Genomic DNA, 22,883 nt, shown 5'->3' on the forward strand with positions numbered 1-22,883 from the left:
TTGCTATACTCATCTTTGTTTACCAATTTTATTAGGAAGGGTTGTGACAGCACTGATGAATCACCACCGTACGCCGCTGTTTACCGCTTTAAAAAATCATGCGGCACTCAATCCGGTACAGTTTCATATTCCGGGCCATAAAAAAGGATTGGGAGCGGATACCGAATTCCGTGAATTTATTGGCGATAATGCCTTCTCCATAGATTTGATTAACATCGCACCGTTGGATGACCTGCATCAGCCAACCGGTGTCATTCAGGAAGCACAGATTTTGGCAGCAGATGCCTTCGGAGCCGATTATACCTATTTTAGTGTACAAGGCACAAGCAGTGCCATTATGACCATGATTCTGTCTGTATGTTCACCTGGTGACAAAATTATTGTGCCCCGTAATGTGCATAAATCGGTTTTGTCCGCGATTATTTTCTCAGGCGCCAAACCCGTATTTGTTTCTCCTTCACAAGATGCCAATCTGGGCATTGACCATGGAGTGACTACACAGTCTATCCGTCGCGCACTTGAGCGTCATCCAGATGCCAAGGCATTGCTTGTAATTAACCCGACCTATTACGGCGTGGTTACCGATCTGAAAGAGATTGTTGAGCTTGCACACAGCTACCAAGTCCCTGTACTTGTTGATGAAGCACATGGCGTACTCATTCATTTCCATGAGGATCTGCCGTTGTCTGCAATGGCAGCAGGTGCCGATATGGCTGCAACCAGTGTTCACAAGCTTGGTGGCTCCATGACACAGAGTTCCGTACTCAACCTGAACACGAAGAATGGGTTCGTGAACCCGCAGCGTGTACAGACGATCCTGAGTCTGCTCACCTCAACATCAACTTCATACATTTTGCTTGCTTCACTCGATACATCAAGACGTAACCTGGCACTCCACGGTCGTGAGATTGCACAGAAGGCGATTGAACTGGCTGAGTTTGCCAGACGTTCAATTAACGATATGGATGGCCTGTATTGCTTCGGTAGAGAGTTGCTGGGTACAGAAGCGACCTTCAACTATGATCCAACCAAAGTAACGATCCATGTTCGCCATCTGGGTATTACAGGATATGAGACAGAGAACTGGCTGCGTGAACATTACAACATCGAGGTCGAACTTAGTGATATGTACAATATTCTGTGTCTCATCACGCCAGGAGATACGGATGACAGTGTGGATATCTTGCTGAACGCTTTGCAGGATCTCTCCCGTACCTATTATCAAGTGAACCCGGCCCATGAACTGGTCGTAAAAGTACCGGATATTCCACAGTTGATGCTGACTCCACGCGATGCATTCTACGGTGATACCGAAGTGATTCCGTTTAAAGAATCCGCGGGACGTATTATCTCGGAATTCATCTATGTCTATCCGCCAGGAATTCCAATCCTGTTACCGGGTGAGGTTATCACCCAGGAAAACATCGACTACATCATCGATCATGTCGAAGTTGGATTACCCGTCAAAGGACCCGAAGATCGCAGCGTAACCAACGTTAAAGTGATCGTGGAAGCCGATGCCATTTTCTAAAACAACTCCATCACCCTGTGAATGGAATAAACTTGAAGGACCAAGCCTTAAGCTTGGTCCTTTTTTTATTTTATGGGACAAACGAGTTTGCATTTTCCCGTCTATTTCGTCGTTCAAACCGGTGGTGTACATGCTCGTATACCTCTTAAAAACAAACAAAAGGCCCCCTGAGATCAAGGAGCCTTCATGTTATGTTCCAAAAGAATGACTATTCTTGTGATGCAACGAGTTCGTTGTAAGCCGCTTCAACGCGGTTCCACTCTTCTTCGTCTTCAATATTGTAGAGCACCATTTCCTCGTCTTCTTCTTCCATACGCAGGATGATGCCGTCAGCTTCAGGATTGTTACGTTCCAGCAGGAGCGCATAAACATGCTTCTCCACGTCAAACGTCTCCACCAAAACCATCTCCACGTCTTGGCCGTTCTCGTCTGTTAATGTGAGAAGGACTTCTTCATGCTCGTGGTCGTGGTCGTGGTCTTGCCCGCATCCGCAGCCATCGCCGTGTTCATGTGTGTGATCGCTCATTGAAATACCTCGCTTTATAAATAGAAATTGTGTAACCTTGCATATCGTAACATGTTCAATGACCCAGGTCAATTTAACCCACAGGGTTATTTTCGCTTCAATCGTTCAGCGCTGTAATGATTTTCTCCGCTACCAGGACGTAGCTGCTGTTTGCATTTTCTTTAATATGAAAGCCAACCTGATACTTGCCAGCACGACTGAAATCATACGTAAAATCATATGTGCGGAACCAGAAGTTATCCTTCTGTGTCGTAAGCTCCTGTGACTGGATATCCTTCACCTGACCGCTTGGATTGGTAATCGTTACTTTCACCGCAGCTACATCTGCTGTCAGACTGTCCACTTGTGAAAATACATTGAATTTCAGCTTACCTACGTTAACGTTGCCAAATACAGTGTCTCCCTTGAAGAGAAAAATATGTACATTCGGTTTGATCACCGTTACTCTCTTGTTACTGCTGTCCCATTTGACGACGCCTCCGGCTTCTCTTACAGGTACATAGGTCGTTCCATCAATGAGATAACCTCCATCAGCTGCTTCCTTGCCGTTAATGAGAACACGAATCTTCTCGTTCACTGAGTCAGCAAACAATAAAGACCCGCCGAGCAAGGAGAATACCGTGACACAAAGCAATATTCGTTTCCATTTCATTCCGTCAATATTCCCTCCCCTGCTGCTAGCTGTTGTACATTTATACTGCAGATTCATCCACAAAGTTGCGCTGTTTTTCATCATTTTTCATTTTTTATCCAGAATTTTTTCCACCCCTTGGAATGCACAAAAAGAGGCGATCCTCATTAAAGGATGCCCCTGATCTATAATTGTTATATATACAGGATTATACGAAGAGTTATGAAGAAGTATGGCGGGTCAATATACAGGGAACGCCCTTGCCTAAAGCCCCTTCAATTCTCATACGTGCAGCATAATCCATTCCTCGTGTACAGGGTGTCTTACATCTCTCACATACATCCGAAGTGACCAACTTCATGGATACACGTATTTTATCACTCTTTAATGCGGGAGCTTTCTTGCCCTTTGCTTTTGCCATCCCGGATTCCCCATTTCCCCAAGTGCTTACTGATGTAGTCCATCATATGGGGATTCGCCCGGTTGTGTGTCTACTTAGAAAACGTATTTAAATAATAAAAATATGACAAGGAGGATACCTCCGAGAATGAGCCAGTTGCTGATTTCATACCAAATGCTCTTGCCTCCGGACAGGTATTTCTGTTCATTCTCCTGATGACGCTGACGGTGAGTATCGGTCTCAGAGCCATGGGGTGGTTTGCTAAAATCCATCATAAGTACATTCCCCTTTCAGCAGTTTTGTGTAAACTTACTACCATTATAACCCACAATTGAGTGCGAAATTGATTTTTATGCATAAAACACCAAAAAACCTCCGATTTCTCGGAGGCTTCTTATCAACAAATAGTATCAGTGATTACGCGAGTTCCACGCTAACATTCACGTTTCCTTTAATTCCTTTGGAATATGGGCAGTAGTCATGGGCAAGTTTCACAAACTTCTGTGCTGTTTCTTCATCCAGACCAAGGATTTTAACTTCCAAATCGACTTGAAGCTTCACGCCGTTATCCTCAGAGTCCGTCACCAACATTACGGTTGCAGCTACCGTACTTCTTTCAATCTCAACTTTGTGTTTCTTCAATTGAAACTCCAGTGCGGAGTTAAAACAAGCACTATACCCTGCTGCAAACAACTGCTCCGGATTGGTAGCTGTCGTCACTTGTCCTCCGAGTTCAGGCGGTGCAGCAACATCCAGCATAAACACGTTATCTGGGGATTGTACGATGCCTTGACGTCCGCCTGTATTGATTACTGTTGTTTCATATAATGTTTTCATTTGTGAAAACTCCTTTAGTTGATTAGATTTATTTTGACTAAATTTTGATCTCTCTTCAATCGCTAACAATTACATTGTACACAATTAAATTGTGCATGTAAATAGCTAATATAAAAAAAAATAATATAGTTTAATGCTACGTTTAAATGAATAGCGATGAGGAGGATTATAATGTAGTTATTGGATAGCCTGCATCGAACCGTTAAGGAGGAATAACACCTTTGGAGAATAATTCATTTCTAACCCCGGACAAGCCCAAACATACAGTCAGAACACTTTCTGAGGTGTTGGCTGTATCAACCAAACTTGGCCTGACTTCATTTGGAGGACCGATCGCTCATCTCGGCTACTTTCATGAAGAATATGTTCGCCGCAGAAAGTGGATGGATGAACGAAGCTATGCAGACTTAGTTGCGTTATGTCAATTTTTGCCCGGGCCTGCCAGCAGTCAAGTCGGGATTGGAATTGGCATCATCCGCGGCGGTTTGTTGGGGGGACTGATGGCTTGGCTTGGTTTCACACTTCCTTCTGTCATTGTGTTAGTTTTGTTCGCTTTCTTTCTTCAAGGATTTGATATCAGCAGTACTGGCTGGATTCATGGTCTTAAAATTGTTGCTGTAGCTATTGTCGCTCAGGCGATATTGGGCATGGGGCAAAAACTAACTCCTGACCGTTACAGGGCAACCATCGCTATCTTTACTGCAGCGGCGACTCTTGTGTGGCCGACTGCGTTCACTCCAATCCTTTTTATTGTTATTGCAGGCATAATAGGCATGATTCATTTTAGAAAAATGACAGGTATTAAGACAGCAGACTTGTCTGTTCCGGTGAGTCGTAACTTGGCAATAGTCTGTTTGGCTACGTTCTTTGGAATCCTGATTCTTCTCCCGTTACTCACACCATTTGATCGTTCGGGATGGCTGTTATTCTTTGATAGCTTCTACCGTTCAGGATCACTTGTATTTGGTGGAGGGCATGTTGTACTTCCGTTACTGGAACGTGAATTTGTCCCTACAGGTCTGATGAACAAGTCCGACTTTTTGGCGGGATATGGAGCAGCACAAGCTGTACCCGGACCATTGTTCACCTTTGCCAGTTATTTAGGAGCGATGATGCGTGGGATTCCCGGTGCTTTGGTTGCAACGATTGCTATCTTTTTGCCAGCGTTCCTTCTGATCGTAGGCGCATTGCCCTTCTGGAATTCTTTATGTAAAAGCTCGAAAATCCAAGGAGCATTAATCGGAATTAATGCAGCTGTTGTAGGTATTTTGTTGGCATCGTTGTACGATCCGCTTTGGACAACTGCGATCCTAACTCCTGTTGATTTTGCACTGGTATGTATGTTGTTTCTAATGCTCGTTTTTTGGAAAGTACCACCGTGGATCGTTGTCGTTGCTGGTGCAGCAGGCGGTACAATCATGAACCATCTCTAAATAAAAAAGGTACCCAAACACTGCACTTCATTTTCAAAGCGTCCGTGTTTAGGTACCACATTACTTCAAGTATATCTTTCACCTATCCATGCAGATAATCTATTTATTCTCTTTGTCATTCCAATCTCAGTTACTCCAGATATCCACTTTCATCTGTGCACATTTGAAATACTTGGCCTCTGCCTTGCTTGTAGTCAGTTTCAAAAGACACTGCAATTCTCCATGTTGGAACAACCCCCCGCTAAGGTCAGCAGCAACACCGCCATACTGATCATCCGCACCAAGCCATACGGACGGTCTCTCGAACCCCGGTGAGAACTGTAATCCGGTACAGAGCAGCACAGTGAGATTCTTACGGTTCTGTGCTTCATCTCCTGCTACGCCATGTGTGGTGAAGAACACCATGTTTTGATTAAAATCCGTGTACGTTCCATCTGCTTTATAGGCACGGACCATACCATACTTCTGATTTACGTTTTGAAAAAAGGTGATTCCGGCCTTGCTATCCTTCGATTTAATGCCAACCTGAACTGAGATTCCAATGTTCCCGTTTAATTGTAGCGCTTCCAAAGTGATTGCAATTGCGGTTACTTTCGAGCTGTCAATCAGATGTTTCATTTTCAACTCTGCCGTGGCTCCTGCCGTTGTTGGTGTTGTAACGGTTATGGTCCCTCTGTCGGGCAAAGGCTCAAACGTAGGGGTGCCCACCACCTCCACCCAATCCGGTAACGTTCCGTAAAGAAAATCGGCCACAAGCTGTTTGTGAACCTTTCCAAAGGGCACGATCTGACCTGCTGCATCACGTATAACCATCTCTACACCCCCACCGAATAGGCTACACCGATATTATGATCGGTATTGTAATACACGTACACTACGCCGTCCATAACGGACACCATTAAGGATTGCATGTTGGTCGTTTCCCAATTCAATGCCGGAAAATATATATCCGTAGGTTTGTCCAGCAGTTGACGAAAGTCTGCGCTGATCTTGGCAATGGCTGGCCGAGCTACAGTCGTAACCCCACCGGAAGCATAAGCCGACAACATGCCTATCCACCACATGCTCCCTTTGTACATAAATACACCAGCATTGGGTCTCGAAATATTTTCTCCCGCACTTAAAGTGGCATCATTACCACCCATTAATGGCCTTGGATCAGCTAACCAGCTACGTCCGTCATGTGAATGCCAGATACATTTACGACCAAAGTCACCACCGCCCATCACCGAGAAACCGATCCATTTGCCGCCATTTCTGAAACACGAGAAGTAACCGGTATGACCATCACCAGGGAACCCGGGAGGTTTGTCCAAAATCAAACCCACTCTTGTCCAGTTGATCATGTCTACAGAGGTCGCAAGTGCCGTTGATTGATTGATCCCTAGACCGTTTTGTTGATAATACATAAAGAACAAATGTTCTTCATCGTTCCAGATCACAAATGGAGTTTCCGTCGAATTCCCAACCACGGTATCGAGATACACTTGTCCGTGTTTGGTCCATGGTCCTGTCGGGCTGTTCGAATAGGCTAGTCCAATTCCTCCGATGTGATTATGGTTGGTAGAATACGTAGCATAATAATCTGCTTTTGCATCAGGGATAAGCCCTTTTACCTTGATCGCCCGAAACCAATAGATCGATTGCAGACCCGCCATTGCAGCGGTATAGATAGGATTGTCCATTTTTTTATCAAATTGAGGCGTGTACATCCGTCTGGTTTCTGCATCGCAATAATCATAAGGTGAAGTGAAACTGTTGGCCGTGACATTAGCAGTCTGTTCTGCCTGGATATTTTTTTCAATCATTGACATGTTACACAACCTCCTTAACGTGCAGGGTGACAACGTCCAATGGAGAGAAGTATACTAATTCCGATGCGCCCTTTAGTAGATTTGAGAGATCAACAACATTACCCATATTCGCAGCCGGCCCCTGAATAACACGAATGATAGAGCGAATGCCTGTATTATATGAATACGCTTTCATTTTGTTAATTCCTTTGCTTTCCTTACCGTTGTGATCAGTGACTGTCTCTTTCCATGGCATGCCAGGATAATGTTGATCCTTCATATTAATCCCTCCTATTGTTTTCTCACGATAAGTATATTCATGAAGTTACCTTTCTGTTAAAGCATCATGCCCATTTTAAGGCCTAATATTCCAAGACTGGTTTGCAAAACAACATAAAATTTTATCTCCTTTTAGACTTTTTGAAGGTTATATTTTTTCTATGGAGGGGAGTGAGTTGTGCAACCATCGGTTTGCTTTTGTTAAAATGACTGAACAGGCTAACCAATAACAATTGGCTAACCTGATTAGAAGAAGAAACTGCAATATAGATGTTCTCTTAAACAATTATTTCGTGGTGTTACAAGGGATGCTTTCTTCACTTTTCTAAAGCCAATGACTTATTGCTCCGCAAAAAATGAAGATATGGGATTCGCTATTTTTTTATTGGATTTCTCCTTGCCTTGGTGATCCAATAGATAGTATTGGTAAAAATCGTTAGTGAATCCGACAGACTCTTGTATTTTCAGCTTAAAGGCTTCAAATGCCTCATCACTCAGATGATCCTCATTCCAGAAATAATGAAGCATCAATCGATTCTGGTTATAGGGATGTTTGATCACATATGCACCAGCAGCGAGAGGTTCATTCATGGTATTTTTCCAAGGAAAACCTGTCTGTTTCGCCCGATCGATCATGCTGGATTTTAAAGCCTGCACCAGACCGTTTGACTTGGCATTGCCAATGACAATAAGGTTGCTGTTGCCGATCTCTTTTTTCATCTTTTGCTTCAGTTCCTTGCGATCCCGTATAACGTCGTATTTCATACCGGTCATATCAAGGAATCCGGTCAACTGATTAACCATATCTTCCTGCTGTTTAGTTGCAAGCTTACTCACCTGATCGCTAAGCACAATGGTTAATTTCTCGCCTTGAAGGACTTTGTCCATCAATCGATTCATTACTTCATAAGGCAGATTAGGGATCATTCTCATGACAGCCTGATACTGTAGTTGTAACATGTCATGTACATAGGCGGCGGTCTCTTCCTGTGATAATTGGTATTCCGGCTTTAAGACAAAGTTAGGCTGATATAGGGCCATTTGCATTTCTGTACGTACTTCCTTACCAAGCACATCTTCAATGGTGTGGAGCAGCCCCTCTACCGTTGCATTTTGGTACACGTAGCGTTTGAAATATGTCCTCATGAACTCGTCAAATTTCTCTTCACCGACGGAACGGTAAAGCTGATAGATCGCTTGTCGCCCCTTCTGATAATATACCAAACTTGCCAAATCCCCAGCTTCATCGTTTGTTGACGCAATCGCCATATCTACGGGCGCAGTATCAAACTGTATGGATCTGAACCCATTTAGCTTGTCTCCCTGTTTCTCGGCAAAATACACCATGGAGAAATCAGCAAAGCCTTCATCCAGGAAGGATTCTGTCTCCGAGTTATTACCGATCAATGCATGGAACCACTGATGCGCTATTTCATGAACAAATGTTGTGTCTTCTTCTGGAACAGCACCATTTTGAATCTGTCCCATCTGAATGAGCCTCGCATACTCCACGGCAACGCCTTGTACATACGTTTCGACAATTCGGAACTCTGGATAGGGATACTTGCCATATTTTTCACTATAAAAATCAATGACCTTGAATGCCTGATTAATGTACCGGTCAACTATCTTTTTCTTGGATGGATCATCGTTAAAATAATAGTATTCCACCGTTAGACCGTTACGGGTAGCACGTTCCACTTGAAGATTAGGACTTGCAAAGAAAACAAACTCCCTCGTATTCTCGGCTACAGCAGACACTATCTTACGATCATGTTCTGTACTGTCTTGAGTGGTGATCGTGCCCGGCATGGCTACCTGATACTCATCAGGAACATTTAATTGAACTTCAAAGTCCGATGAGGTGTAATAATCGCTCTCAAATGTTCGACTATACGGTGCCTTGTTCCATTGATGCTTAACCTCGTCGTATACAGACATCACCGGGAACCCGTGTGCACCATTGATCATGTCCTTGTAGTAGGACACTCGCTGTGAGCCATAGGGTATATTCAACTGAAACTCCAGTTGGAATGATACCGATTCGCCTGGTTGAACGGGCTTCTTCAACTGCACGGTCAACGCTTGGTTTTCCTTATGGAAGCCCAGCGATTGGCTATCTGCGGTTACAGCCTGAATATCGATGCCACCCAGAAAGTCCTCCGCTGTCTTCTCCGGATGATCTTCACTAATCTTCTCATTATGCTGTTGGTACATGCTCGCCTGTGTAGACTTGGAGAGGTTCGCATCAGCATATGTATGAAGGACCAGCTGCTGGAGTGCATCCTTGCTTGTGTTGCGATACGTTACCATCTCGCTCCCCTGGATTGTCATGTCCTTCTCATTCAACCGAGCCTGGATCTGGTATTGAATCGGGGTCTGCTCAAGAGAGTCTTTCTGTGTGTTATGTATCTTTGTAGATACAGGCGATAGGTCTGCTTCCGCGGCAACAACCCCCATTTTGACAAGTGGGCTTGTTGCCAGTATTAAAGCCAGTGTACCCGCGATCCCTACTCTGGCTAACTTTGATGTAAATGGGTTTGAATAATTCATAAGTTCTCTCCTTCTCCTGTTCTATGTTGACCTCAGAACCAAGTATAGAAGACGAACCTTACGCTGAATTTATGTTTTATTTAAGTTTTGTTTAAAAAGAGGAGAGAAAATGGAGCTATCGCAAATCGCATTCATGTTTGTATGTAAAAAAAAGAAAAGAAGCCTTACAATGTAAGGCTTCTCCTGTATGATCTGTAGTGAGCTCGAACCACTGACCCCTACCCTGTCAAATAAGTGAGCTCTTACTATCCTTACTCTCTCTGTATAGATGACCGAGTAATTCTTTTATTCCACCCTTGATTTCAACCAATATTTTTTCTTTGCTAATGTAGACCACGTCTAACAATGTGCTTAACATCATTTTCTTCTTCTCTGTTGAAGCATTTGTAAATACATCCCGCCAAACTGGGAGATCATCTTTTAGAGTCTCCATCTCTGATATCTCCATTTTTTTGGAGGATAACAATTGCTCTATTCCCTTAATATCTTCAGTAGTTTTCTCAATTTCGTTTTCTTTTTTCTCGATAAGACCATTGAGCATTTCTGGCTTGAATGCGCTCTTACCCATTATAGCTTTTGGAACCTCAGCGTTTAATGCCACAAGCTCCTCATAGTGCCCTTCCAGTAAAGTTTGCATTGTTTTAATTTTTTCCTCTTCTTCATTAGAAACTTTCTTTTTTATTGATTCAATTTCTGATTGGAAATCTATTGTTCTGAGTTGACTTAAGTATACATCCACTCTTTCTAAGACTTGTCTCTCTACCTTCTTTGAAGAAAATGTTGCCTGTCCGTTACAATCCGTCTTTCCTTGCAATTTTCCACTACAACGATAACTTTTATTCTGATTGTATCTAACTATTTCTCCATTAGCTGCTTTGTATTTATTTACAAATGTAGTCGTAGTCAATCTAGAATTACAACAACCGCATCTGGCTATTCCAGTTAAAAGTAAACTTCCTTTAGTGCTCATGGGAATGGAATTTTCATTTCTTTTTGGATTCTTAGGGTTCTTTTTATCCCTTATATCCTGTACACTATTCCAATCCTCTTCTGAAACTATCATTAATTCAGGGATTGGTTTTGAAAATATATCGTCTCCTTTTTCTTTTCTGTATCTCATCACTCCTTTGTAAATTGGATTCTTAAGTATAACGTTTACAGTAGGAGCACCCCATTGTTTTGCTTTTCTTGTCGGAACATTTTTTTCGTTTAGAAGTTTAGCTATTCTTAATTGTCCGTAACCTTCTTCAAGCACTAGTCGGAATATTTCTTGTACGATCTTTGACTCTTCTTCGTGCTTGCACAGTTTTTGCAGTGCTTTTCCTTTTTTATTTACATTACCGGAATCAACACTTTTATACCCGTAGGGAATACCTCCTCCTCTGAAAATACCATCTTCGACCATCTGTATATGTTTTTCGTTGACACGGTCAGAGGTCTTCCTACTTTCATCGCTTGACTGCCAGAATCTTAAATAGTTGACCATCCGATCGGTGTATGCTTCAATTTTTTGCTGACCTTCTATTACAGACCACATTTCAACACCTTTGTTTACAAACCACTCAAGTACAAAGGGAGTCTCATCGTCTTTTCTTCCAAGCCTATCAAACATAAATACCAATAAGACATCGAATAAACCATTCTCTGCATCCTCTTTGGCCTTTTGGATAACATCACGCTTCGAGGCAGGTACTTTGAAACCTGATACCCCTTTTTCTGTATATTCCTTGACTAGCTTCCATCCCTCTTGTTTCTCTACCATCTTCCTGCATGCTCGTTGTTGCATTGGAATATCGTTCCCGTCCATCTGTCCTTTTGTGGACACTCGATATAGTGCTGCAACACGCTTTATTTGTCCCATTCGATCAACCACCATATCTTTTTTCTGTATTATTTTTATCGATAGTTGTAACTACTTTCACTGCTATTTTTATCCAAATTTTACCATTAAGTATATATATTATCAACAAAAACCACCTACACTTATTATTGGAGGTAGCCATATTATTATATAAAAAAACAACTCCTCTTGAGATATAATTCTCAAAAGAAGTTGCCTTTAATTTTTTCATATAGGACGAGTGGGGATCGAACCCACGACCCTTACCCTGTCAAGATAATGCTCTCCCGCTGAGCTATCGCCCTGTAATAATTAAGATGTATCAATAGCGGTCGTACTACTAAATTTAACTGAGCTAACAGATCATGATATATAATTGTTTCCCAATCAAGTAACAGTATCATATCAAGTAACCGTGTTCATTGTCAATGATTTATTTGGTTATAATTCACCCAAAATGGTGCACAATAAAGGAAAGATTACCATTTCTACAACGAGGTGAATTCCCTATGAGAAACATAACAAAACGGTCAAGATCCAATAAACATACATTTACCAAATGCTTCTTCCCCTGCGTTGGGCTTGTGATTCTCATTACAACCGTTACTGGTTGCGGCTTGGAGAGGGATGAACATACGGTACAATTCCAACAATTACAACAGCCCAATGAAAATGGTGAGTCTCTGCCCGTCTGGCTGGACGTGTACTCCAAATCTGTAATTCAAGATGTGTATTCTCCGCGAGGAAGCAGTGAAGTCTTGCCCTGAAGGTTAACAGGTGAATTACTCATCTTCATCCCACTTGCGTGAATATGCTTTCTTCGTAACGTAATACAACAGAGTAATCATTCCCGCCGACATTAGCAATGTAATTACCATGATGCCTGTCATGCCCATCACTACCCCCTCCTCTCCCAATATGTTCCAGACTTCACTATACAGGAAAAACATTTTTTTGTATAATTCAGTCTGATATGTCGCGCAAGAGCAGAAAGAAGGAATGGAATTGGCAGCTGAGATTAGTTATGTATCAACAGAAGAACAACTGGAGCAAGCCCTGGGAATTCGCCATCACGTTTTTGTGATCGAGCAACAGGTGCCTGCCGAGATTGAGATTGATCAATATGATGTCATCAGTCCAGATGTGCATCATGTATTGTTAAGTACAGATGGGCAAGCTGTAGCCACAGGACGTCTGATCTATTACAGCAAGGATACGGCCAAAATGCAGCGGATCGCGGTGCTTGAATCTCATCGTTCATTTGGTTATGGACGTGTGCTTCTGCTCGCGATGGAGGAGCTGGCACGTGAACTCGGCTTATCCTATTCTGTACTGGATGCGCAGTGTCAGGCACAGAAATTCTATGAAAAACTGGGTTATGAAGTGATTTCGGAAGAACCTTTTTATGATGCAGATATTCTGCATGTTCGTATGAGAAAGAGCCTGTAAAACCTCCGCGTTGGCAGGTCTTTATTAGCATATGGTGCATACTTCCGATGAATTGGGATAGGCTAATCAGGTAAGCAGATTCCTATCTCGTCATATAAGGAGAGTGTGACATCATGGATCAGACAACACGCGAGAGTTTCACAGCCGTGCAAAAAAATGGTGACGGTGACCTGACAGCCTTTCAGACTTCAGCAGGACGTGTACTGGATTATCAGCAGGCCCTTACAGAAGTACAGGCTGGCGCTATTGCCGGTGTGAATGTATTTAAAGGCAAGGATGGCGAAATGTACATTCGCGGCGATGCCGACGGTGACCCAACCAACAACCTGGACCAACTTCCCCATTTCTAAAATAGATGCACATGTCTTACATGTGACACAATAAGCACCGATCCGGTTACCCGGGTTGGTGTTTTCTTATGTTCCTAGAAAGTGCCTTAAAACCTACTGAAAGCCGAACTCAGACCCACGACGAATCTAAGGCGTCTTATTCAAGGATTTGAAGCCACCTTAGAGATCTAAGGAATCTGAGACACGCTATATCAGAATTTTTGGCCTTTTATAGCGTTTTTGTCAGGGGATTGCGGGAAGTAACTTGTCTGATGTTCCATACAATTTTAAAAAAGGAGGAGCGGAAGGCCAAATAAGACGTCCTGTGTTCCTTAGAAATCATCTGCTCATTCGTCAGGATCAGCCAACTTGGACTTCCAGGCTGTTTAGATGCTGACATCCATTATCGTCGTATAGCTTGCTTAGTTTGAAAGCACACCCTAATAGTCCGTAAAATATTTTACGGAGTCCCCGGAAGGCTGGCTTTTGCGAATCGGCTGTTGTACCTGTTCCCAAGCCTGCAATATCTGTATCCCTTCCAGAGTAGACCGGTTCTCCCAGGCGATATGCCCGGTGCGTTCAAGCTCCAGCAATGACTCATGAATGAATGCTTTGCTTCGTCCGGTCTTGTTCTCCAGTTCATCTATTCGCGGCAACCTGCGCCGTTGCCCTGCATAGTTCACCATAATACGCAAAATCTTGCGTTCAAAGTCGTTCAGCATACTTTACCTCCCCATTCAGATCGGTAACAGGACGCCATGCCAGAATACCTTGCTCCAGAAATGTTCGGGGTGAGCCTTCTTTTCCCGCTGATGCTCTAATCATCCCGCCACGTACACTGTTAATTCGAATCTGTCGCTGCGTAATCTGCCCTGCACGATCCATGTAGACAAGCTCCACCATCTGGCCAATATATTTCCCTAGCATAATCATCCCTCCGATAAGAACGTTTGTTTGTATTTTATATTATATGCGAACACAAGTTCTTTATTCAATAGTAAAAAAAGGGTTTTTGTAAAATAAAAAAACCAGACTTTCACCTTAATCATTAAGGCAGTCTGGTTCATAACGGATCAGTGTCGATCCGATTCTGAAAATTGTACTTTCTTTAACTGTTGTGTAGATGGATTAAAATCAACATTCACATAAACTGCGAATTGCTTGCCGTCTTTCGCACGAACCCATAACTTGAACTGTTCCCGTGATTGATCCGCTGTTAGAGAGGTGCGACCGATATGCTTATAGTCCAAAATATCCACATTATACTTGGTCTGTGTTTCTTTGACCGCAATAATTCCCCACTTCGCATAATCAGGGATAGCGGTCCCTGATCCTGATGTAATTCCAGCCAAACTCAGGACTACCGACATGACGGTAACGATGAGCATTCTCATTTCACTCACTCCTTGGGACAATATGTTTCTGTTATATTGCCCGTCCGGGTTTCATTTTACACGAATAAACGAAAGATCCAGGCCAGTGGCCGCAGGGAAAAAGGAACCACATGAACAAGTCGGTCAAACGAATCAGGAGGCTCTGTCCGGAAACTCATTCCCCAGTCACCCGAGAAAAAGTGTTGTTGTGTCTTCGGCTCCTGAGGACGATCCAACCCGTATTTCTTTTCAAGCCTTTGCCTCGTTTGTTCATCCACCTGAACCTCGTTCGTAACGTCATATGCTGTGGCAGGCTGGCTGCTTATGTACATCTGAATCATTAGAAACATCACAATCCCAACTATTTGTATCCAACGCTTGTTCATCTCTTACTCCTTTATAGATTAATGGCTCTCTTCTCTTGTACGAAGACTTGTTTGAATGTTTTATTATACAAAAATTTTACCATAGTAGGAAATAACAAGTGGTAGAAAATATGCGGCTTGCGTTATGCGATGCTTAAGTCCCATTTGGTTGTTTTTTTGTTTAAAAAACCCAATAGACGTGTAATAGGCCATGACAGAGTGACTTCACGATCTGAAACCCTACACGATCTGTAATACCAATTTGAGGAGGTTACACCCGAATGTTCAAACGCCTGGATGAAATCCTGATTGAGATTCCCAATGTCGAGAAGCCAGATCCGAATGCTGCGGCAGCCATACAAGAATTACTCGGCGGCAAATTCGGAGAAATGTCAACGTTGAACAACTACCTCTATCAATCGTTTAATTTTCGATCCAAAGAAAAGCTGAAGCCCTTCTATGACCTCGTCATGAGTATTACGGCCGAAGAATTGGGTCATGTTGAGCTCGTGTCTCATGGTATTAACAAGTGCCTCAGAGGTTCAACCGAGTACAAAGAACCCGACGATACACCACTAGGTTCCGTAAAAGATGCTCGTCTGTCGTATCACTACCTGGCAGGTGCACAAGGCGCAATGCCTTTTGACTCTATGGGTAATCCATGGACGGGAGCAAACGTCTTTAACAGTGGCAACCTAGTCGAGGATCTGCTGCATAACTTCTTCCTAGAATGTGGCGCTCGTACCCATAAGATGAAAGTATATGAGATGACGGATCACCCGGCAGCCCGGGAAGTGGTTGGTTTCCTGCTGGTACGTGGCGGCGTGCATGTTGTCGCATATGCGAAAGCACTTGAGATTGCAACTGGCGTAAATGTGACCAAGCTGGTTCCTATCCCTTCACTGAACAACAAAGCCTTCAACGAGGCTCGCAAATATGAAGAAAAAGGGGTACACACCAAACTGTACACCTATAGTGATAAAGATTTCAACACGATTGGACAGATCTGGAAAGGAACTCACCCCGAAGATGGACAACCTCTTGAAGTCATCCAAGGGATACCTGAAGGATTCCCGATTCCAGAAGCTCCTGCGGTCGAGGAAGAATTTGCACCGGGCATATCGCAAGAAGACTTTAAGGAAATTGCACGCCGTCTGAAGATGGCAGGGAATATTGCGGATTAAAGAACAATTTGTTTAACAGGTTCTTTCCCTATATATAGATTTTTTAACTCTATGTTTAAGTGAAGCCCTCGAACCCTGCTGCTGAATGCAGAGAGGATTGGAGGGCTTTGTTCTACTAAATTTATGATACCATTTTATGGTGCAAGATAAGTATATTGTATGCACGTCACTTCCTGATAATTTAGCTGTAAAAGTAAACCGGATCTCCACTCAGATCGTTAAACTTAGTTAAACTCCAATACCGATTCCTCACGCTGACTCATGACTTCAATTAGCATGTTGGCACCCAGACGAAAACCTTGTGCAAACGCTGCTTCCGTATGCATGCCCTCACATCTGCCACACAAGTCAAATAACTGTTCAAGCTCACGGAATTCTTCATCTTCTTCATCGCTCAATCGATTCTTCCATTGCTCTGTCAGAGCTGCAATCTGCCGCCCTAACGCTTGGTATTCAGGATGTGTCGGCATCATCATCTCATCCGGTCGAAGTCGTCCATTATATAATGCTTCTAATATCGAATTCATGTGCATCCTCCTGTATATCAATTCGCACCTCACTTGAATGAACGTTCTGCACATGGTAGGATATTTATGCAGTCGCTCATTTAAGTGATTGCGGCATAGGAAGCAGCGGTGTTCTTCGTCGGACTCAAGCTGCTTCCTTTTTTATTTTTGGAGTTCGCCGTAAATCTTCTCAATCCCTTTGCGAACGATGTCTGATCGATTCGTATTCAGCTTCTCAGCCGAAATATCGAGCTTGTTCATAATTTCCTCATCGACACGTATTTCAATCGTTCTGCTTTTGGGTTTGTCAGATTTAGGCCGCCCCATCTTTTTGACGGACATTGCTTCACCTCTTTTTTTGTCCTGACAATAATATATTATTGTCAGGACAAAAAGTCAATTTAATTATAAAACATACGTTCGTTTTTGTGACAGCAGATTCATAGATAAATTTATAGTCAGTAATCCGTTTGAATGATAAAAAAACAACCTTGAACGGCTAGGCGCTTAAGGTCGTTAGAGTACTATTTCACTCTTCCATTGGCTTTCCATATCTCACTAAGACATGCCAGAGTAATTTTAACTCTTGTAGAACTTCTTTGTAGGTTTCTCTATCGCTCCAATGGCTTGGGTTTCGTTTCAAGTCCATAGCTGCAGAACCAATGGTATTTGCATCAATCAAATCACTTTTTGCAATTCTCTTGGCTAGTGAAGGCATCGAAGGACCTCGAAAATCCATAGGAACTTCATCAACCAATAGTGTAAAGCCCATGTGCCAGTGGAGATCAATGGAATACTTTAAACATATCTGCTCTAAGATTCTTCCTGTATGGGTGCCTTTAAATGATGGGTCGGCAACAAGCATCTTTACATCTTTTTCAAGGGAAATATCACCATGAACCTGAGCTTCGATATAATGGTCCAGATTTCGGTTTGGCTCTTGGTTGGATGGATTTTGGAATGGTTTCTCAAGATTGACGAGCATATGATCGATTAACTTTTGAACCGTTAGATTTCTTTCACCAATGGCAAAATCACTATAAAATACATCCCTCATAAGAGCAGCCAAAACGAGGTCAAATTCCTCATACGTTCCCTTTTCCTCGGGGTCTTGGTGAGAATCCAAATATGTATACGTGCTACGTTGAGAGACCTCAGTGGATAAAAGGAAGTAACATGATCCAAAACGCGGAGCAGGTCCATCGGGATGTAACATAACATTGAGTGCCCCATACTTGGGCCGTTCGCTATTGGTTGAGCCATTTATTTGGTACGCTCCGCCAAACATTTTATTCTCCCAAACGTCACGTTCACCGCCTGAAAATGCGGAGACACTTCCATTTGATAAGAAAGTCTCAAACTGACTTTTATAAACTCCCTGCTCAAGTAGTGCTTCAGCAACGCTTTTCATGGTCGGATCTAATCGATCTGGGTGAAAGTGTAGCGCAATACTTGCATGAGATTTTAGTTTATTGATAGCTTTTTCAAATGTCTTCAGCTCGATGTTGGACATACGAAGGATTTCCCTAATGGTTTGCTCCGCTTCATTTTTGCGGCTTCTTGCATAATGGGTTACATGCTCTTGAGCTAATTGCTGAGACCTTGATAGTTCCATGGGCAGAGGAGTCCTTTCCCTTTTTATAGAATCATAATACATGATGGACAGTAAGTGAACTTACAGGCGGTTCAAAAATCATGATAGCTTACAATGAATCAATCCGTGTCACTTCTTTCAATTTGAATCATATCTTGTGCAACACGCGCTTCTCCACCATCATAAAGCTATGAACCCCTTATTCTCCGCCTTGTGTCTTAACTTTCTCCTCATCCTTCACGGTCACATGAACTACTTGCCCTTCATTCGCTGTCATCGCATCTCGCATAAGAAGGGTCCATGTCCCTGAATCTGCATCAAACCGCTTGTCCTCAATGACTGGAACACGGATGTTCTCTGCATCAGGTGAAAGAAGTCCGCTACGAATCGCATCCGCATCCGTCATGTGCGCACCATCCGGTGCCACTGGACAAGATACGGCTATCTTTTCTGCTCTGGCCTGCCCAGGATAGGGTTGATTTTCCGGGCCTCCATCCGTCCAGATTTCAACATAGGAGCCGATCTGCGGATCAGGCGCATTGGAGAACCATTTTGCCGGATAATACCGATTTCCTCCTCCGTTTGCACTGAAATCCTCATATGCGGGATCAACCACAAGAATGGAATTGTCTTTGCGTTCAACCACATAACCAGTGAATCCATCTTCACTTGGTGCATTCGCTTGAGTCTGCACAGAGTTGCACTCGATATGTCCTGAACATCCCGTAAGGCATACGATTAGGATTGAGAGCAATATGAGGACTCGACGAAGGTTGGACATATGTAAATCCCCCTTTAATAACACCTCTTTCTAAATTTAACGTTCCATATCAGTTTATTGTTACAAATACAGCTGTCAGCTCACCCTTAACTTCCTGACGGGCTCAGCACGATCAACCCAAATATTCACTTCTTCCTATCCCTTTTGTACACGTACCTGCCCCAGATCACCAACGCCGCACACAACAAGATCACACAATAAGCCCAAACAAACAGCATGGCAAGCCCCAACCCGATGTTAGCATCCAGGCGCTCATCAAAGATCTCTGTGTATAGCGAAAAACCGAGTGGCACAGCACCAATAATGAAAAGTCCAATGGACCATCCACCCCAGCGTTGGAAACCGGACCCCGCACGAGTACTGGAAAGTTTGCGAATCCCTTGAGTCAGTAGCCACCAAATCAGAATAAATAATAGACAGGTTATAAGAATTTTCAACATATCGTTCAACTGCATATCGTGTACCTCCTATATCTTGCAAGATGATGAACATATCTTAGACGTTAAGCGTTCTCTTTACTATATTACCCGTTTCCATATCCATGATCACAGACAGATAACAACGTTGCACCTCAGACTCACACAATAATTATGAAAAAGAAAAAACGCCACCGTCCTGACTCCTTCCAAGTCAACAACGATGGCGTTACTTCTCATATTTACATTGTTACATCCACATTGAATAGGTTACGCGCCAAACTGCGCATAGTGAAGGCGGCTATACACCCCACCAGCTGCGAGTAATTCTTCATGACGTCCCTGCTCCGTAATACCTTGTTCAGCAACGACAATAATGCGGTCTGCATTTTTGATCGTAGCCAATCGGTGAGCAATAACCAGTGTGGTCCGACCCTCGGACAGCTCAGCAAGGGATTGCTGAATCGCCGCTTCCGTTTCTGTATCCAGCGCGGATGTGGCTTCGTCCAGGATCAGAATTGGTGGGTTTTTCAGGAACATACGGGCAATAGACAAACGCTGTTTCTGTCCACCGGACAGCTTCACACCACGTTCACCAATTAACGTATCCAATCCTTCCGGCATGGATTGAATCAAAGGTTCCATCTGGGCACGTCTGGCGGCCATCCAGATTTCTTCTTCGGATGCATCCAGCTTGCCATAGGCAATGTTCTCCCGAATGCTTCCATCGAAGAGGAACACGTCCTGTTGTACAATTCCGATATGACTACGCAACGAGTCTAGTGTCATATCCTGTATCTCCTGCCCATCGATCGTGATGCGACCTTCCAGCACATCATAGAACCGCGGCAGCAGACTGCATAGCGTTGTTTTACCTGCCCCCGATGGACCGACAAGCGCTACAGTTTCACCTGCACGTACGTTTAGATCGATACCTTTGAGAACAGGTTCCTGATCGGAATAACCAAAGGTCACTTGCTCATAACGGATATCCCCACGCAAATGGGATACCGTAACGGCTCCTGGACGATCTTCCACATCCGGTTCCATATCAAGCAACTCCGTATAACGTTTGAAGCCTGCAATCCCTTTGGGATACGTCTCAATAACCGAGTTGATCTTCTGGATCGGTGTCAAGAACACATTGGATAACATAATAAATGCAATGAACTGACCGTAGGTCATACTGCCTTGAATGACAAACCATGTTCCGCATACCAAGACAAAGAGGGATACCAGCTTCATCAGCATATAACTGACAGAAGAGTTCCAGGCCATGATTTTGTATGCGATCAGTTTGGTCTGACGGAAACGACCGTTGTTCACAGCGAATTGTGCTTTTTCATGCTCTTCATTAGCAAAAGCCTGAACAACACGGATACCTGTAATATTGTTCTCTACACGAGCATTGAAGTCCGCAATATCACCGAACATTCGGCTGAATGCCTTGGACATTTTGCTACCAAAGTAGAGTGACAGATAAATAATCAGCGGTACGATGATAAAGGTTAACACCGCCAGATTCCCGTTAATGCTCATCATGATGCTGAATGCACCAATTAGCGTCATGACCGCGATAAATACATCCTCTGGACCATGATGGGCAATCTCACCGATATCCATCAGGTCATTAGTCATGCGGGACACGAGGTGTCCTGTTTTTGTATTATCGAAGAAACGGAACGATAACTTCTGCACATGATTAAACAGACTTTTACGCATATCCGTCTCAATGTTAATACCCAGCTTGTGTCCCCAATAGGTAACCACGAAGTTCAAAAATGAATTCAATAAGTAGATGCCCAGCAATGCCAGACATGCCCATAGAATCCAGTCCCAGCGACCGCCTGGCAGCAGATCATCGACTACCCGGTTGACCGCCAGTGGAAAAGCCAGCTCCAGCAGAGCGACCAGAATCGCACAGCTGAAGTCAAGAATAAAGAGCTTTTTGTAAGGCCTGTAATAGGCAAAGAAACGGCGAAGCATGGACTGAAGTCCTCCTTATGCAATCACACAATAATGATTACGTTCTATTTCGTCTTTCTTAAGAGGTACAGGAAGTATGGCGCACCAATAATGGCAACCAGGATCCCCGCAGGAATCTCCGAAGGCTGCAGGATGACACGACCCAGCGTATCTGCAACCAGTACAAGCAATGAACCGATCAGTGCAGATGCGGGTAACAGGAATTGATGTTTGGGACCCACCAGACGACGTGCCAAATGCGGTCCGATCAGACCTACAAAACCGATCCCCCCACTCACAGATACGCATGAGCCGGCAAGTCCTACAGCAGCCGCAAGCAAAATCAGTCGCTCACGCTCAACCGGAGTCCCGAGTCCACTTGCAGTCTGGTCACCCAGATTCAACACGTTCAGTACACGTGCCTTATACAGAACAAGCGGGACAAGAATAATAAGAAACGGTAGCAATGCCGTTACAAATTTCCAGTTTGAGCCCCAGATGCTGCCTGCCATCCAGGTAGCTACAAATTGATACTTTTCCGGACTAAGCCGTAACGTAAGCACGATCATGGCAGAACTGATTCCCGCCGCTACCCCGATCCCTGTAAGCAGCATACGCGTAGGCAGAATGCCCTCTCCTTTTTTGTAAGAGAGAATGTAGATCAGAAATGCAGCAAAACCAGAACCGATCAGGGCCAGAATTGGCAAAAGAAATACCGGCGCTGCTGTCGTTGTCGGGAAAAAGGAAACAAATAACATGACGACCAGACCAGCACCTGCGTTAATCCCGAGGATCCCCGGATCTGCCAACGCATTCCGAGATACTCCCTGCAAAATACAACCAGATAACGCAAGTCCGGCCCCGACCAGCACCGAAATCACAATACGTGGCAGACGGAATTCAAACAGGATCAATTCCTGTTTCGCCGTGCCTCCACCAAACAGGGTTCGCATCACCTCAAGCGGCGAAAGCTTGGTAAAACCTGTGTTCATGCTCACCACAAAAGCCGTAATAATTAATAGGGCAAGCACAATGAGGACAATCGTACTCTTGGTTCTCTTCTTGCGCTCTGCTCCAACTATTGTTGAGGATTCCATC

The 22,883-nt window shown here is 43.7% G+C and carries 26 protein-coding genes and 1 tRNA gene; 6 read left to right on the forward strand and 21 right to left on the reverse strand.

Translation table 11 applies throughout. The annotated features are described in order from the left end of the window. The first annotated feature begins 55 nt into the window (after window positions 1-55). Window positions 56-1,531 carry an aminotransferase class I/II-fold pyridoxal phosphate-dependent enzyme gene (locus NST33_RS21290; protein WP_047844430.1) on the forward strand — a complete coding sequence of 492 codons (1,476 nt, stop codon included), beginning with the start codon at window positions 56-58 and terminating at the stop codon, window positions 1,529-1,531. A gap of 208 nt (window positions 1,532-1,739) precedes the next feature. Here NST33_RS21290 and NST33_RS21295 read toward each other — a convergent pair whose 3' ends face one another. The 4 genes from NST33_RS21295 to NST33_RS21310 form a co-directional block, all read right to left on the reverse strand. Next, window positions 1,740-2,057, reverse strand: coding sequence for a DUF1292 domain-containing protein (locus tag NST33_RS21295; RefSeq protein WP_036614722.1), 318 nt, complete (start codon window positions 2,055-2,057; stop codon window positions 1,740-1,742). Window positions 2,058-2,154: 97 nt separating this feature from the next. Next, entirely contained in the window at window positions 2,155-2,709 is a 555-nt protein-coding gene (locus NST33_RS21300) for a copper amine oxidase (RefSeq protein WP_036614723.1), read from the reverse strand. Between the two features lie 474 nt (window positions 2,710-3,183). Beyond that, window positions 3,184-3,363 carry a hypothetical protein gene (locus NST33_RS21305; RefSeq protein ID WP_017687398.1) on the reverse strand — a complete coding sequence of 60 codons (180 nt, stop codon included), beginning with the start codon at window positions 3,361-3,363 and terminating at the stop codon, window positions 3,184-3,186. A gap of 142 nt (window positions 3,364-3,505) precedes the next feature. Next, the gene (locus NST33_RS21310; protein WP_221825363.1) at window positions 3,506-3,925 is read right to left on the reverse strand and encodes an organic hydroperoxide resistance protein; all 420 of its coding nucleotides are present in this window, start codon (window positions 3,923-3,925) and stop codon (window positions 3,506-3,508) included. A gap of 221 nt (window positions 3,926-4,146) precedes the next feature. On the opposite strand from NST33_RS21310, the gene NST33_RS21315 reads away from it, so the two are divergent. Beyond that, complete coding sequence (locus NST33_RS21315; RefSeq protein ID WP_339304981.1) at window positions 4,147-5,358, forward strand: chromate transporter; 1,212 nt, start codon at window positions 4,147-4,149, stop codon at window positions 5,356-5,358. Between the two features lie 126 nt (window positions 5,359-5,484). Here NST33_RS21315 and NST33_RS21320 read toward each other — a convergent pair whose 3' ends face one another. The 6 genes from NST33_RS21320 to NST33_RS21345 all read right to left on the reverse strand — a co-directional run bounded on the left by NST33_RS21320 (window position 5,485) and on the right by NST33_RS21345 (window position 12,128). After that, the gene (locus tag NST33_RS21320; RefSeq protein ID WP_221825365.1) at window positions 5,485-6,171 is read right to left on the reverse strand and encodes a hypothetical protein; all 687 of its coding nucleotides are present in this window, start codon (window positions 6,169-6,171) and stop codon (window positions 5,485-5,487) included. Between the two features lie 2 nt (window positions 6,172-6,173). Next, window positions 6,174-7,172, reverse strand: a complete 999-nt coding sequence (locus tag NST33_RS21325; protein ID WP_237174427.1) for a hypothetical protein — start codon at window positions 7,170-7,172, stop codon at window positions 6,174-6,176. A gap of 1 nt (window position 7,173) precedes the next feature. After that, window positions 7,174-7,431, reverse strand: coding sequence for a hypothetical protein (locus tag NST33_RS21330; protein WP_221825368.1), 258 nt, complete (start codon window positions 7,429-7,431; stop codon window positions 7,174-7,176). Window positions 7,432-7,769: 338 nt separating this feature from the next. Beyond that, entirely contained in the window at window positions 7,770-9,983 is a 2,214-nt protein-coding gene (locus NST33_RS21335; protein WP_221825370.1) for a M1 family metallopeptidase, read from the reverse strand. A 226-nt stretch (window positions 9,984-10,209) separates the two neighbouring features. Beyond that, window positions 10,210-11,844 carry a recombinase family protein gene (locus tag NST33_RS21340; protein WP_221825372.1) on the reverse strand — a complete coding sequence of 545 codons (1,635 nt, stop codon included), beginning with the start codon at window positions 11,842-11,844 and terminating at the stop codon, window positions 10,210-10,212. Window positions 11,845-12,056: 212 nt separating this feature from the next. Continuing rightward, a tRNA-Val gene (locus NST33_RS21345) sits at window positions 12,057-12,128 on the reverse strand. Between the two features lie 204 nt (window positions 12,129-12,332). On the opposite strand from NST33_RS21345, the gene NST33_RS21350 reads away from it, so the two are divergent. The 3 genes from NST33_RS21350 (at window position 12,333) to NST33_RS21360 (ending at window position 13,622) form a co-directional block, all read left to right on the forward strand. After that, window positions 12,333-12,590, forward strand: coding sequence for a hypothetical protein (locus NST33_RS21350; protein WP_221825377.1), 258 nt, complete (start codon window positions 12,333-12,335; stop codon window positions 12,588-12,590). Window positions 12,591-12,828: 238 nt separating this feature from the next. Beyond that, window positions 12,829-13,272: a GNAT family N-acetyltransferase gene (locus tag NST33_RS21355; RefSeq protein WP_036614958.1), complete on the forward strand. Its 444-nt coding sequence runs from the start codon at window positions 12,829-12,831 to the stop codon at window positions 13,270-13,272. A 113-nt stretch (window positions 13,273-13,385) separates the two neighbouring features. Next, a complete protein-coding gene (locus NST33_RS21360) occupies window positions 13,386-13,622 on the forward strand; it encodes a DUF3892 domain-containing protein (RefSeq protein ID WP_105410271.1) in 237 nt (78 codons plus the stop codon). A gap of 419 nt (window positions 13,623-14,041) precedes the next feature. Here the strand turns inward: NST33_RS21360 and NST33_RS21365 are convergent, their stop codons facing one another. The 4 genes from NST33_RS21365 to NST33_RS21380 form a co-directional block, all read right to left on the reverse strand. Next, a complete protein-coding gene (locus tag NST33_RS21365) occupies window positions 14,042-14,323 on the reverse strand; it encodes a hypothetical protein (protein ID WP_221825380.1) in 282 nt (93 codons plus the stop codon). Continuing rightward, a complete protein-coding gene (locus NST33_RS21370; RefSeq protein WP_017687387.1) occupies window positions 14,307-14,528 on the reverse strand; it encodes a hypothetical protein in 222 nt (73 codons plus the stop codon). Before NST33_RS21370 ends, NST33_RS21365 begins: the two co-directional genes overlap by 17 nt. Window positions 14,529-14,674: 146 nt before the next feature. Beyond that, window positions 14,675-14,995 (reverse strand): DUF3889 domain-containing protein, encoded by a 321-nt coding sequence (locus NST33_RS21375; RefSeq protein WP_221825383.1) that lies wholly within the window; start codon window positions 14,993-14,995, stop codon window positions 14,675-14,677. A gap of 56 nt (window positions 14,996-15,051) precedes the next feature. Next, window positions 15,052-15,360: a hypothetical protein gene (locus NST33_RS21380; RefSeq protein ID WP_221825385.1), complete on the reverse strand. Its 309-nt coding sequence runs from the start codon at window positions 15,358-15,360 to the stop codon at window positions 15,052-15,054. 260 nt (window positions 15,361-15,620) lie between these two features. Between NST33_RS21380 and NST33_RS21385 the strand changes: the two genes are divergently transcribed. Continuing rightward, window positions 15,621-16,523, forward strand: a complete 903-nt coding sequence (locus tag NST33_RS21385) for a manganese catalase family protein (protein WP_036614750.1) — start codon at window positions 15,621-15,623, stop codon at window positions 16,521-16,523. A gap of 224 nt (window positions 16,524-16,747) precedes the next feature. Here NST33_RS21385 and NST33_RS21390 read toward each other — a convergent pair whose 3' ends face one another. The 7 genes from NST33_RS21390 to NST33_RS21420 all read right to left on the reverse strand — a co-directional run bounded on the left by NST33_RS21390 (window position 16,748) and on the right by NST33_RS21420 (window position 22,882). After that, window positions 16,748-17,050, reverse strand: coding sequence for a DUF6809 family protein (locus tag NST33_RS21390; RefSeq protein WP_221825388.1), 303 nt, complete (start codon window positions 17,048-17,050; stop codon window positions 16,748-16,750). 141 nt (window positions 17,051-17,191) lie between these two features. Next, window positions 17,192-17,371, reverse strand: coding sequence for a ribbon-helix-helix protein, CopG family (locus NST33_RS21395; RefSeq protein WP_221825390.1), 180 nt, complete (start codon window positions 17,369-17,371; stop codon window positions 17,192-17,194). Between the two features lie 187 nt (window positions 17,372-17,558). Next, on the reverse strand, window positions 17,559-18,644 hold the full coding sequence (locus NST33_RS21400; protein ID WP_221825393.1) for a DUF3626 domain-containing protein: 1,086 nt from the start codon (window positions 18,642-18,644) through the stop codon (window positions 17,559-17,561). Between the two features lie 178 nt (window positions 18,645-18,822). Continuing rightward, window positions 18,823-19,404, reverse strand: a complete 582-nt coding sequence (locus tag NST33_RS21405) for a DUF3221 domain-containing protein (protein ID WP_221825394.1) — start codon at window positions 19,402-19,404, stop codon at window positions 18,823-18,825. 125 nt (window positions 19,405-19,529) lie between these two features. Next, complete coding sequence (locus tag NST33_RS21410) at window positions 19,530-19,859, reverse strand: hypothetical protein (protein ID WP_221825397.1); 330 nt, start codon at window positions 19,857-19,859, stop codon at window positions 19,530-19,532. A gap of 231 nt (window positions 19,860-20,090) precedes the next feature. Then, window positions 20,091-21,806 carry an ABC transporter ATP-binding protein gene (locus tag NST33_RS21415; RefSeq protein ID WP_076250814.1) on the reverse strand — a complete coding sequence of 572 codons (1,716 nt, stop codon included), beginning with the start codon at window positions 21,804-21,806 and terminating at the stop codon, window positions 20,091-20,093. Window positions 21,807-21,850: 44 nt separating this feature from the next. Beyond that, window positions 21,851-22,882: an iron ABC transporter permease gene (locus NST33_RS21420; protein ID WP_221825399.1), complete on the reverse strand. Its 1,032-nt coding sequence runs from the start codon at window positions 22,880-22,882 to the stop codon at window positions 21,851-21,853. Between the last annotated feature and the right edge of the window lies 1 nt (window position 22,883).

This window comes from Paenibacillus sp. FSL L8-0435, assembly GCF_037965655.1.
Classification (GTDB): domain Bacteria; phylum Bacillota; class Bacilli; order Paenibacillales; family Paenibacillaceae; genus Paenibacillus.